This is a genomic window from Snodgrassella gandavensis, assembly GCF_914768025.1.
GTDB lineage: Bacteria > Pseudomonadota > Gammaproteobacteria > Burkholderiales > Neisseriaceae > Snodgrassella > Snodgrassella gandavensis.
The window spans coordinates 246,537-258,650 of record NZ_CAJZCE010000001.1 but is presented as its reverse complement, the minus strand read 5'-3'; the positions used below and the strand labels follow the sequence as shown (position 1 = coordinate 258,650).

The window sequence follows — 12,114 nt, the reverse complement described above, 5'->3', positions numbered from 1 at the left end:
AAACAACCAAATGTAGGTATAATATAACGTTTGATAATCGTAAGCTGACCTGATTAAAAGGATTTAACTACACTATGGCGCAACAGCCTGCCGAGAGCGGAAAACTGAAAAAATCCTTAAAAAAATACATGCTCACTGGCGTGCTGGTATGGCTGCCCATCATTGTGACAATCTGGGTAATCAGTTACATCATTGGCATGGCGGATCAGCTCGTCAATATTTTACCGGCACGCTGGCAACCACAGGCATTCTTAGGATTTAAACTCCATGGTATAGGTTTGCTAGCTGCGCTGATCATTGTATTTTTTACTGGCTTACTGGCAGCAAATATGCTCGGGCGCAGAATATTAGCTGCTTGGGATGCATTTTGGGGGCGCATTCCGGTTGTAAAAAGCATTTATTCCGGTGTCAAAAAAGTATCTGAATCATTATTGTCAGATTCGCGTCAGTCCTTCAAAACACCGGTACTGATACCCTTTCCGCAGCCAGACATCTGGACGATCGGATTTGTATCTGGCCATATACCGGATAACATTGCGTCTGCCCTGCCACATCAGGCTGATAACACGCCAGCAAACGAATTCATTTCTGTATACGTACCTACCACGCCCAATCCTACCGGTGGCTACTATATTATGGTCAACAGTAAAGATGTACGCGAAATCGACATGAGCGTGGACGATGCACTGAAATATGTTATTTCACTAGGCATGGTACAGCCAGACGACCCCCCACATAAACAGTCATTACAGGCTATTTTCCCGCTACACAAACCAGCCAAACCCCACTAGTGCCGGATTTGGCCGGGACAATATTCCTGATGACACAATTAACCGTAATCACTGCAACAAAGGCATCAAAATGCGAACCAACTATTGTGGCTTAATTAACGAGCAATATCTCGATCAAACCGTCACCGTAAAAGGCTGGGTACATCGCCGTCGCGACCATGGTGGTGTAATATTTATTGACTTGCGTGACCGCGAAGGCATCGTACAGGTTGTGATTGACCCTGATACACCAGAGGCATTTACTCTGGCCGACTCTGCCCGTAATGAATATGTACTGAGCATTACTGGCCGTGTTCGTGCACGCCCGGATGGTACCAAAAACGACAAAATGATTTCTGGCGGCATTGAACTATTAGCCAAAGAAATAGAAATACTTAATACCGCTGCCACCCCTCCTTTCCTGATTGATGACGAAGGCATTAGCGAAAATGTTCGTCTTACCAACCGGATAATCGATTTGCGCCGTCCGGTAATGCAGAATAATCTGCGCCTACGCTATCGTGTGGCTATGGCTGTGCGCCGTTATCTGGACAGCCAGGGATTTATCGATATCGAAACACCGATGCTTACCCGCTCTACTCCGGAAGGTGCCCGTGACTATCTAGTACCTAGCCGTGTATTCCCGGGTGAATTTTTTGCGTTACCTCAATCACCGCAATTATTCAAACAGTTATTGATGGTGGCAGGATTTGACCGTTACTACCAGATTGTTAAATGTTTCCGTGATGAAGATTTACGTGCCGACCGTCAACCTGAGTTTACCCAAATTGACTTGGAGACTTCGTTCCTTAGCGAGAACGAAATCATGGATATCACGGAAAACATGGTTAAACTGGTATTTCAGGAAGCATTGTCTGTCGATTTACCCACTTTCCCACGCATGAGCTGGCACGACGCCATGTTCCTGTATGGTTCAGACAAGCCTGATTTACGGGTAAACCTGCAATTTACCGAGCTCACAGATGTCATGAAAACGGAAGAATTTAAAGTATTCCGTGCTGCTGCCGACATGAAAAACGGCCGAGTTGTAGCATTGCGTGTACCTAATGGCGCCGGATTGAGCCGTAAAGAAATAGATACTTATACCGAGTTTGTAGGCATCTATGGTGCCAAAGGTCTGGCTTATATCAAGGTTAACGATATTAGCAAGATAAACAATAGCGAAGACAGTGGCTTGCAGTCTCCGATTGTGAAATTCCTCTCTGATAGCGCATTGCAGTCAATTATTGAAAAAACCGGTGCCCAGAATGGCGATATCATTTTCTTTGGCGCAGACAAGGCTAAAGTCGTGAATGAAGCCATTGGTGCCCTGCGTGTCAAAATTGGCCATGAACACGGTGCGGCCAATGGCTACTTTACCGAAGAATGGCGCCCATTATGGGTAGTTGATTTCCCCATGTTTGAATATGATGAGGAAGAACAACGTTGGTCCTCCATGCATCACCCGTTTACTGCACCCAAGACTGGCCATGAAGATTTACTGGTAAGTGCACCCGAACAATGCCTTGCCCGTGCTTATGATATGGTATTAAACGGCTGGGAAATCGGTGGTGGTTCCATCCGTATCCATCGTGCCGACATTCAGGAAAAAGTATTTGCTGCACTAAAAATTACACCAGAAGAACAACAGAACAAATTCGGTTTTCTACTAAGCAACCTGAAATTCGGTGCGCCACCTCACGGTGGTCTGGCTTTCGGTCTGGACCGTCTGGTTACCCTGATGGCTGGAGCCGACTCCATTCGTGACGTTATTGCTTTCCCGAAAACCCAACGTTCACAGGACTTGCTGGTAGATGCACCAAATCATGTAGATGAAAAACAACTGCGTGAATTAGGCTTGCGCTTACGTCAGAAAGCTCAAACTGAAGAACAGAATTAATTGCTTTTGCTTTATGCAATAAAAAAACTGCCTGATAGCTGTCAGGCAGTTTTTTATCGGAATCATCATTGATGATGAGAGTTAAATCAGAGCGTTTTAAAATTCACAGCACTGGATTAAGCCGAATATTATCAATAATTGATTAATCAACGCTTTTGCAGCCATACACCCGATTCAATATGTGGTGTAAAAGGAAACTGGTCAAACATCGCCGCCCGCTTAACTTCATGCGTAGTTAGCAATATTTGCAGATTTTCGTGCAAAGTGACAGGATTACACGATACATAAATGATATTGTCAAATTTTTGCAATAATTCAAGCGTTGCCTGATCAATGCCGGCTCGTGGCGGATCCACAAAAACCGAGCTGAACTGATAATCAGCCAGATAAATTTGCTCGCTCGCCAAACGCTGGAAAGCCCTGACACCGGTATAAGCCTCAGTAAATTCTTCAGCCGACAGCCGAGCCAAAGCAATATTATTTATCTGATTAGTTTCAATATTCCAGCGCGCAGCCTGTACAGAGGTTTTTGATACTTCTGTAGCCAGCACCCGGCGAAAATGGCGGGACAGAGGCAGAGTAAAATTACCATTGCCACAATACAGTTCCAGCAAATCTCCGCTATTAATCGCTTGCGCCACATTCGTAGCCCAGCTCAACATAGACTGACATACTTCTGCATTGGGCTGAGTAAAGCCCCCTTCCAACTGCTTGTACTGAAATACCTCATGATTAACAGTTAACTGCTCAATAACATAATCTCGTTCCAGAACTACTTTCTGACCGCGACTGCGTCCCAAAATCTGAATACCCAGTTCGGCTGCCAATATTCTGGCCGCCTGAACCCAGCTATCGTCCAATTTTTTGTGATAAATCAGCGTTACCAGCGTGTCACCTGCCAGTGTGGTTAAAAACTCAACCTGAAACAGCCGTGCTTTTATCAGCTCATTGGCCTGTATGCTGTCTAATAGCTTTGGCATCAGTGAATTAATATTTTCATGAGCAATAGTAAAATTACGCAACTTGCGTACATTACTGGCACTGGCTTTTTCACCCGGCGTAAACATAGCATAACTGCACCCATCCCCATCATGCCAGATGCGAAACTCGGCACGCATCCGGTAATGCGATGCAGGCGAAGTAAAAACCTGCACCGGTGGAAAAGCACAGTCTGCAAATAAATTATCCAGATAAAGCTGTTTATCAGACAGTTGTTGTTCGTAAGCGGCAGTTGTCATGAAATTATTAGGCAAAGCAAAAAGGTGCCATTATAACAAACCCCTGTTTATTCCCGCACATCACGCTGAGTTTGCTGACCATAATCTTCGGCTGCAATCATGGCAGCAATTTGTTGTGCCGTATCTTCAGCACTCTGTAACTGATTTTTCGCTTTTAAATTAATAAAATTATGTACCAGCGGAAATTTTTCTACCTCGGCAGAACGAATATTCTGCTGCATATTCGTATCCACCACCCCAGGTGCAATGCTGGCAATACGCACGCGCGGATGCTTCTCGGCTGCCACTACCGCTGCATGCTGATCCAGTGCTGCCTTGGTAGCACCATAAACACTCCAGCCTGCTATCGCATGGCGGCCGGCACCGCTACTAATATGGGCAATACGAATGTCGGCTTTGGTGGCAGCCGCAATCACGGCATTGGTTAACAACAATGGCGCAGCAATATTTACCGTTACGGCATTAATAATTGCATCATAATCCTGCTGGCCAGCCAGTGCATTTGGTTCCACCATCCCGGCATTATTAATCAGAATCACCTCATTCTTGTTTTCCAGATTATTCTGCCAACTGGCTGATTGTACTAATGCAGCCATAGCCTCTGCATCAGCAAAATCAATTGCATATTGCAGTAATCGTTCAGGCGGATTGTCCCAGCCATGCCGCGACAGGCCAACCACCCTGATTTCCTGAGTCAGATAGTATTCAGCCAGAGCGCGCCCCAAGCCACGACTATGGCCAGTAATAATCACACAATTTTGCATATCAAATTCCTTTTTCCAGATTAACCAGATTGGTAGAGTGACACTGGACGTCAAGCAAATCCATAGCCGATGAGCATACCGGTAACTACACTACCACTGGCCTTTAAAACCATAATCATTCTAAAACAGCTTGATATACATTGCGTAGAAGATTCACACCTGCGCGGCACAAAACCATCTATTTATCATTTAAAAAATATTAGCATATTCAGGATTGATAGCGTATTATCGCAATTTTGATACTGAGAGAAAACCAATTCAGACGGATCTTAACTTCAGATAATAAACAGTATAGCACAAACAGAAAAACTGCATCCGTCCGTAAACCTATTTCCGCTTCATGTAAATTTTACAATTTAAAAATGGTAAGCAATATAGCATTAAATACTATGTTTCATTGCAAAACTCAACCTTGCTACTAAAGGAAACTACTATGTCCTTGAGCACTATTCGTCATGACTGGGCTCTGCCTGAAGTAATGCAATTATTTCAATTACCTTTTAATGATCTTATTTTCAAGGCTCAAACCGTACATCGGCAATACTTCAATTCCAATGAAGTACAGGTTTCAACCTTATTATCAATCAAAACAGGTGCCTGCCCAGAAGATTGCAAATACTGTCCTCAGTCCGGCCATTACAATACAGGATTAGATAAAGAAAAATTACTTGAGGTACAAAAGGTCATAGAGAAAGCCAAAGCAGCTAAAGCAATAGGTTCCACCCGTTTCTGTATGGGTGCTGCATGGAAACATCCTACGGCTAAAGATATGCCTTATGTCTTAGAGATGGTAAAAGGCGTGAAAGCATTAGGCATGGAAACTTGTATGACTTTAGGTAAATTATCACCAGATCAAGCCTATGCCTTGGCCGATGCCGGACTAGACTACTATAATCACAACCTGGATACTTCACCAGAATTTTATACTCATATCATCACCACTCATACTTACAGTGATCGATTACAGACATTAGCTCATGTAAGAGAAGCAGGTATGAAAATTTGCGCAGGTGGTATTCTGGGGATGGGAGAATCAGTCGAAGATCGTGCTAATTTATTAATCCAGCTAGCGAATTTAGCAGAACATCCAGAAAGCGTTCCCATTAATAATTTAGTTAAAGTTAAAGGCACACCTCTGGAAAATGAACCAGATATAGACCCGTTTGATTTTATCAGAATGCTTGCCGTCGCCCGTATTATGATGCCTAAATCCTATGTGCGATTATCGGCAGGACGGCAACAAATGAATGAGCAAACCCAAGCACTAGCCTTTTTAGCAGGCGCTAATTCTATATTCTATGGAGATAAATTATTAACAACAGCTAATCCCCAGATAGAAAAAGATCAGGCATTACTTATTAAATTAGGGATTAAGCCAGAACCACGACAAGATTATGGCGATGAAGTGCATCAAGCCGCTATAGAGCAAGCTATTATTGAGCAAGGTCAAACTAATATGTTTAACGATAGTACCAATGCTTAACCACAAGTTATATTTAGCTGTTCATCAAGCAAAGCAAAAGATTCATAAGTGAAAATCAATGGCCAATCACTATTTAGCTTTTTATAGTAATAACTATTTAAGATTGGCTAATCATTCTGATTTAACAAAAATTCCAACAAGGTGCTAAACGAAGAAGTAATCAAAATACAATTTTGCCGAATAGATTTAATCATGCCTCTTTGCTGGGCGGGAATTTGTTAAGTAGTGCTACTTAGCCTTATCAGCACATTAAATTCCACTACACCGGTATTATTAATCAAAACCATATCATCCTTGTTTTCCAGATCATTTTGCTCGCTGGCCAATTGTCATCATGTGGCCTAAATCTTAGTATCGGCCAAATCAATTATATATCACCGTACTGCTTCTGGCAGCTAGAACCAGCATGGTTCATCGGGCAAACAATTTTGATTTTCTGAGTCAGATAATATTCAGCCAGCCCACACCCAAACCACCATGATGATCGGTAATTATCACACCGTCTGCATATCAAATTCCCTTTTCATGATTGGCCAGATTTATAGTAGGATAACAGGCATTAATCATTCTCTTTACTTATGAATACGCCATTAACAACACCACCGCTGGCACCTAAAACCATAGCCATTCTTAAACAGCTTGATATACATTGCGTAGAGGATTTACAGCAGCGTGGTGCCATTACCGCTTTTTTACAGTTTAAAAACATTAGCACCAGTAGTACTGAAAGCGTGTTATGGCAATTTATCGCTTTAGTGGAAAACCGTACCGCGCAGAGCTTTAGTGCCGAAGAGAAAACATTTTGGCGTCAACAGATAAAGCAGCATCCACCTGTAGCCCTGTTTCCGTCTGCAAAAATCATGCAACACTGGATGCAACAGGCATTACATGCAGCGCAGCAGGCACAGTTACTGAATGAAGTGCCGGTAGGTGCAGTTGTGGTATACGAAAATAATCTTATTGGTTATGGCTATAATCGCTGTATTACCGACCATAATGTCAGCCACCATGCTGAAATTCAGGCGCTGGCAGCGGCCAGTAGCACGCTGGGCAATTATCGCTTACAAAATTGTGATGTATATATTACTCTGGAACCTTGTGCCATGTGTGCCAGCGCCTTAATACAGGCCAGAGTGAAAAGAGTAATTTATGCTACTGCCGAAACCAGAACCGGTGCTGCTGGCAGTGTGATTAATTTATTTGCTAACCGCCAGCTTAATACGCATACCGCAATTCTGGGCGGTGTACTGGCGGCTGAATCCAAAGAATTATTGCAGCAATTTTTCCGGCACAAACGCCAATCTGTTCAAATAACAGATATATCTGCTGGCAGTACAGAGATATAAACAAGCGACTACGACATACTACAAGCATGATATACAAAAATATATTATTTAAAATAAGATATAAGTAAATCACGGCCAAAGCTGCAAATCATAATACATAACACGATAATGAATCCTTTACGTATTAATTCACTGCCACCAATCATAGCCAGTCTGCTTCCGATTAGTCCGCCTGTTAAATTGGCAGCAGCCAGTGGAATTGCCCAGTGCCACACCACGTACTGGTTTGGAATGAAGAAAGCCAGCGCGGCCAGATTGGTTGTCAGGTTGATGACTTTGGATGAAGCGGTTGCCGTAATGAAATCAAAGGCAAAAAAGCGCACAAATACAAAAGCCAGCAAACTACCGGTACCCGGGCCCAAAATACCATCATAAAGGCCGATTAATGCCCCCATAAAGAGACCAAAAACATATTCGCGCCGACTAAGATGGCTGCGACGCTGAACCTGTCCGAGATCTTTTTTCAGAAAAGTATAAACCGCCATCACAATTAAAATAACCAGAATGGACGGTTTCATCCATGCTGTGGGCAGATACACCACAATATGCGAGCCCAGATAGGAAAAAACAAACGCAAGCACGGCTGCTGGCAACAGCATTGCCCATGGCACAGGTATACGTCGAGTGTATTGTACGGCAGCTACCAGCGTACCACTGGCTGATGCAAACTTATTGACGCCCATGACAATAGGCACAATGGTATGCTTTGGTAAAGCATTAAAAAGCCCGGGTATCTGCAACAGCCCGCCACCTCCTACAGCAGCATCCATCAAACCGGCACTAAAACCGATGATTAACAACCTCCAGATATGAGCATCACTGAACCATTCCACGATTAATCCTGTCTAGCGCATAGCGCGGGTAGTAATACGTTGCATTAGTTCCTGCTGATTACGTGGCAATCCGTCTTCACAGAAAGTCTGATACAGCACTGAGCGTACTCTATCCAGCTCATTCAGGGTGGTACCGATTACTTTCCATTGACTGTTGCGTGGCTGTATCCAGCGTTTATTGACATCATCACCAAATCCAAATACTTTCATGCGTCGTGTGGGGCAATGGATGGCTTCGGCAGAGAGATTATTGATACCCTGTTTAGACTGCTGGTTCAGAATATAATGTATTGTATGGTCAGTATTAATATGAATACTGTTCAGCATTAATTTGGGCTGGCCTGTATAAGTCTGGCTGATATAGAGATTAGCCCACTGTTCGTTACCTGCTGGATAGGCAGGTATCGGCACAGCATTTTCTTCCCATGCCTGATTTTCATCCGGGCCAATATAATGTTCGTTATACAGGGTTTCCTTGCGTGCCAGTGCCAGAGCACAAACACCAAGCAGCAAAGTTGCGAACATAGTTTTGGCAATATTCATACCCAAGTCTCCGCGGCTAAATATTTTATCCAGCCATATATGTTTGGAAAAAGTATTGGCACATTGTAGCCAAAATTAAAGGCTGCCTGCGATTAAAATTAAATTCGCAACAGACAGCCTGAGTAGAATATTAAAGTTTTAATGCTGCCAGTACCTGAGTTTTAACTGCTTCTACCGGCTGTGTACCATCTACTCGGATATACTCCGGTGCCGTAGCACCATCCTGTTTACCATAAAAATCAATCAGTACTTCTGTCTGTTCGTGGTAAACCTGCAAGCGTTTCTTAATGGTTTCCTCCTGATCATCGTCACGCTGAATTAGTGGTTCACCCGTTTCATCATCAACACCGCTTACTTTTGGTGGATTATATATTACATGATAGGTACGACCTGAAGCCTGATGCACACGACGACCTGACAGACGCTCAATAATCACATCATCCGGTACAGCAATTTCCACCACAGCATCCAGATGCACACCGGCTTTTTCCATAGCTTCGGCCTGAGCCAGTGTACGTGGAAAGCCATCAAACAAAAAGCCATTGGCACAATCAGGCTGAGCAATACGTTCTTTAACCAGACCAATAATAATGTCATCACGCACCAAACCACCGGCATCCATAATTTTTTTAGCCTCAATACCCAATGGCGTACCTGCTTTAACTGCTGCACGGAGCATATCGCCGGTTGAAATTTGCGGGATATTGAACGCAGCGGTAATAAACTGTGCCTGTGTGCCTTTGCCGGCTCCAGGTGCACCTAACAATAAAATTTTCATTTCAACTCCTGAATGTGTCTATACTTTAATTTAATACACTGTAAATAATCATATTTATTTGTATATATCCGGCCAACTGGCACGTACCCGTTCCAAATCTGCCAACGTATCAACCCCAGCCGCGGGCGCGTGAGATGTAATTTGTACCGCGATGTTGAAACCATGCCATAACACCCGTAGCTGCTCAAGCGATTCAGCCTGCTCTAATGGGGATGGTGTCAAATCAGAATACTGGTGCAGAAATTGTACCCGATAACCATAAATACCAATATGGCGATATACCGGTATATCTTTCGGCATCATTTCGGCACCGCTGCGCATCAGCTCACGCGGCCAAGGAATGGCTGCGCGGCTGAAATACAATGCATTGTGCTGGCTGTTCAGCACTACCTTAACACAATTAGCGTCAATAAAATCTGCGTAATCAGTTAATAAGTGTGCGGCTGTAGCCATTGGGGTACAGCTTTGCTGTAGCTGTGCTGCCACTGCATTAATCAGTTCCGGTTCAATCAGGGGCTCATCACCCTGCACATTGACTACACAGTCACTTCCGGCCAAATTTAAAATGCTGGCTGCTTCAGCCAGACGTGTGGTGCCACTTTCATGCTCTGCGGCCGTTAATACGGCTTCAATACCATGAGCCTGACACGCAGTCTGAATGTCTGCATGATCTGTGGCCACAACAACTTTACTGGCTTTACTTGAGCGGGCGCGCTCAGCCACCCGCACCACCATCGGTTTACCATGAATATCGGCTAAAGCCTTGTTTGGCAGGCGGCTGGAAGACAGGCGCGCCGGAATCAATACAACAAAATCACTCATGCGTCGGCTGTACATTCTTCGTCAGATAACTCGCGTGCTTCATTTACCAGCATATAGGGAATACCGTCTTTAACCGGATAAGCCAGCCGCGAAGCCTTACACCACAACTCCTGTTGCTGTGCATGCCATTGCAATTTTCCCTTACATTGGGGGCATACCAGAATATCCAGATATTTTTGATCCATTTTCTGTCCTTAGTACCACAACAGTGGTAAGCGATATCTATCGTTTTTCATTCAGCCTGATGTCTGAATGAGGCATTGCCAGTTAATAATTTACACATAACATCAATGAATGACTTTACCATATATTGAAATGGTGATACAGGGTACGTTGAAATATTCAGCCTAAACAGAAATTCCTCTCCTGCAATACCAGCCAAACCAGTCTGTGCAATCCATAAATGCTGTGCGAACAATTTACAGAAATTTTACCAGTACCCAGTGTTCATGGCATCTTTTTCATCACGATAACGTCTTTATTGTAGCAGTACTGTGTAATTGTAATCGGAACTGAATAAATTCAGCCAAATCGGGGCAGATTTGAGCCGAGAGAGGCAAAACCCAGATATTATGTTGCAAAGGCATGGTCAGCTTAACTGCATCTTTTTCGGTAATAAATATCACATCTGCTTCCGGCCAGTCTGTTGGTTCAATTACAGCATGGTCGTTTAGCGCAATAGTTTGCTTCAGATCAATGCCTAAAGTTTGTAGTGCCTGAAAAAAACGCTCTGGTCGGCCAATAGCAGCGATGGCCGCACAATGCTTGCCTGCAAACTCTATTGCTTGTGCTGTCTGCCGCGGCTGGTTCAGGCAATAAAAATCAGCATAATTTAATGTGCTGTAGCCACACCACTGTGTTTTTAGCATGCCAAACTGCTGTGCTCGCTGCATGGCTATTGCATCGCCCTGGCTGAATATTACGCCATCAACCAGGTGCAAACGGCCAAGTGATTCACGCAACGGGCCATTGGGTAGCAAATCCATTGTTTTACCAATATCCGCCGCTGGAAACACCACAATTTCCATATCCCGCTTGAGAGCATAATGTTGCAGGCCATCATCGCTTAGCAGAAGCTGCAAATCCGGGTGTACCTGTAATAGTGCTTTACCCGCAGCCTCGCGTGTACTGGCAACGGCAATCGGTGCCTGAGTTTGCTGAAACAGCATCAGCGGTTCATCTCCGGCTTCTGATGCCGTAGTACAGGCATTGATAATTACCGTATCTGTGCTGGAACGCCCATAGCCACGGCTGATGATACCAACCTTAATCTGCCGCTGCTGCAACGCCTGCACCAATGCAGCCACTAAGGGAGTTTTACCCACGCCGCCAACATGAATATTGCCGATTACCACTACCGGACAGGACAGTCGCTTACTCGGCAATAGCCCAACTCGATAGAGCCAGCAGCGCAGCATCGCTATTATCTGAAAAACCCGTGCCAGCGGCCATAACAGTATGGTCAGCCCTGTCTGTGGATGCTGCCAGTGGCGTTGTATCAAACCGGCTAACCAGCCCATAATTCTGCTCATAAATGACAAAATGGCACTATACCACGGTGTATATACAGAACTGAAACCCAGTAAAAAAGGCCGTATAATATCTACACCACAAAATCGCTCGAAATAATGGTGTTT

At 44.2% G+C, this 12,114-nt stretch carries 12 protein-coding genes; 4 read left to right on the top strand and 8 right to left on the bottom strand.

Going from position 1 to position 12,114, the window contains the following annotated elements; translation table 11 throughout:
- Positions 1-74: 74 nt before the first annotated feature.
- The gene (locus MJ764_RS01210; protein ID WP_239323912.1) at positions 75-791 is read left to right on the top strand and encodes a DUF502 domain-containing protein; all 717 of its coding nucleotides are present in this window, start codon (positions 75-77) and stop codon (positions 789-791) included.
- Positions 792-861: 70 nt separating this feature from the next.
- Positions 862-2,670 (top strand): aspartate--tRNA ligase, encoded by a 1,809-nt coding sequence (aspS, locus tag MJ764_RS01205; protein WP_239323910.1) that lies wholly within the window; start codon positions 862-864, stop codon positions 2,668-2,670.
- Positions 2,671-2,816: 146 nt separating this feature from the next.
- Here aspS and trmA read toward each other — a convergent pair whose 3' ends face one another.
- Both trmA and MJ764_RS01195 read right to left on the bottom strand, forming a co-directional pair.
- Complete coding sequence (trmA, locus tag MJ764_RS01200) at positions 2,817-3,908, bottom strand: tRNA (uridine(54)-C5)-methyltransferase TrmA (RefSeq protein WP_239324076.1); 1,092 nt, start codon at positions 3,906-3,908, stop codon at positions 2,817-2,819.
- 47 nt (positions 3,909-3,955) lie between these two features.
- Positions 3,956-4,672 (bottom strand): SDR family NAD(P)-dependent oxidoreductase, encoded by a 717-nt coding sequence (locus tag MJ764_RS01195; protein WP_239323908.1) that lies wholly within the window; start codon positions 4,670-4,672, stop codon positions 3,956-3,958.
- 433 nt (positions 4,673-5,105) lie between these two features.
- Between MJ764_RS01195 and bioB the strand changes: the two genes are divergently transcribed.
- Both bioB and tadA read left to right on the top strand, forming a co-directional pair.
- Positions 5,106-6,155 carry a biotin synthase BioB gene (gene bioB, locus MJ764_RS01190; protein ID WP_239323906.1) on the top strand — a complete coding sequence of 350 codons (1,050 nt, stop codon included), beginning with the start codon at positions 5,106-5,108 and terminating at the stop codon, positions 6,153-6,155.
- Between the two features lie 578 nt (positions 6,156-6,733).
- Positions 6,734-7,501, top strand: coding sequence for a tRNA adenosine(34) deaminase TadA (gene tadA / locus MJ764_RS01185; RefSeq protein WP_239323904.1), 768 nt, complete (start codon positions 6,734-6,736; stop codon positions 7,499-7,501).
- Positions 7,502-7,545: 44 nt separating this feature from the next.
- Here the strand turns inward: tadA and MJ764_RS01180 are convergent, their stop codons facing one another.
- From MJ764_RS01180 to lpxK, 6 genes are all read right to left on the bottom strand, one after another.
- On the bottom strand, positions 7,546-8,337 hold the full coding sequence (locus MJ764_RS01180) for a sulfite exporter TauE/SafE family protein (protein WP_420853910.1): 792 nt from the start codon (positions 8,335-8,337) through the stop codon (positions 7,546-7,548).
- A gap of 9 nt (positions 8,338-8,346) precedes the next feature.
- The gene (locus tag MJ764_RS01175; protein ID WP_239323902.1) at positions 8,347-8,877 is read right to left on the bottom strand and encodes a CNP1-like family protein; all 531 of its coding nucleotides are present in this window, start codon (positions 8,875-8,877) and stop codon (positions 8,347-8,349) included.
- A 130-nt stretch (positions 8,878-9,007) separates the two neighbouring features.
- Positions 9,008-9,655, bottom strand: a complete 648-nt coding sequence (adk, locus tag MJ764_RS01170; RefSeq protein WP_239323900.1) for an adenylate kinase — start codon at positions 9,653-9,655, stop codon at positions 9,008-9,010.
- 54 nt (positions 9,656-9,709) lie between these two features.
- Positions 9,710-10,477 (bottom strand): 3-deoxy-manno-octulosonate cytidylyltransferase, encoded by a 768-nt coding sequence (gene kdsB, locus MJ764_RS01165; RefSeq protein WP_239323898.1) that lies wholly within the window; start codon positions 10,475-10,477, stop codon positions 9,710-9,712.
- Positions 10,474-10,662, bottom strand: a complete 189-nt coding sequence (locus MJ764_RS01160) for a Trm112 family protein (protein ID WP_100089508.1) — start codon at positions 10,660-10,662, stop codon at positions 10,474-10,476. The genes kdsB and MJ764_RS01160 overlap by 4 nt, the downstream gene beginning before the upstream one ends.
- Before the next feature lie 279 nt (positions 10,663-10,941).
- Complete coding sequence (gene lpxK, locus MJ764_RS01155) at positions 10,942-12,009, bottom strand: tetraacyldisaccharide 4'-kinase (protein ID WP_239323896.1); 1,068 nt, start codon at positions 12,007-12,009, stop codon at positions 10,942-10,944.
- Positions 12,010-12,114: the final 105 nt, after the last annotated feature.

Coding starts and splice junctions, on each gene's coding strand:
- trmA (WP_239324076.1), bottom strand. CDS start 3,908: ATGACAACTGCCGCTTACGAACAACAACTGTCTGATAAACAGCTTTAT.
- aspS (WP_239323910.1), top strand. CDS start 862: ATGCGAACCAACTATTGTGGCTTAATTAACGAGCAATATCTCGATCAA.
- MJ764_RS01160 (WP_100089508.1), bottom strand. CDS start 10,662: ATGGATCAAAAATATCTGGATATTCTGGTATGCCCCCAATGTAAGGGA.
- MJ764_RS01175 (WP_239323902.1), bottom strand. CDS start 8,877: ATGAATATTGCCAAAACTATGTTCGCAACTTTGCTGCTTGGTGTTTGT.
- MJ764_RS01210 (WP_239323912.1), top strand. CDS start 75: ATGGCGCAACAGCCTGCCGAGAGCGGAAAACTGAAAAAATCCTTAAAA.
- adk (WP_239323900.1), bottom strand. CDS start 9,655: ATGAAAATTTTATTGTTAGGTGCACCTGGAGCCGGCAAAGGCACACAG.
- tadA (WP_239323904.1), top strand. CDS start 6,734: ATGAATACGCCATTAACAACACCACCGCTGGCACCTAAAACCATAGCC.
- kdsB (WP_239323898.1), bottom strand. CDS start 10,477: ATGAGTGATTTTGTTGTATTGATTCCGGCGCGCCTGTCTTCCAGCCGC.
- MJ764_RS01195 (WP_239323908.1), bottom strand. CDS start 4,672: ATGCAAAATTGTGTGATTATTACTGGCCATAGTCGTGGCTTGGGGCGC.
- bioB (WP_239323906.1), top strand. CDS start 5,106: ATGTCCTTGAGCACTATTCGTCATGACTGGGCTCTGCCTGAAGTAATG.
- lpxK (WP_239323896.1), bottom strand. CDS start 12,009: ATGAGCAGAATTATGGGCTGGTTAGCCGGTTTGATACAACGCCACTGG.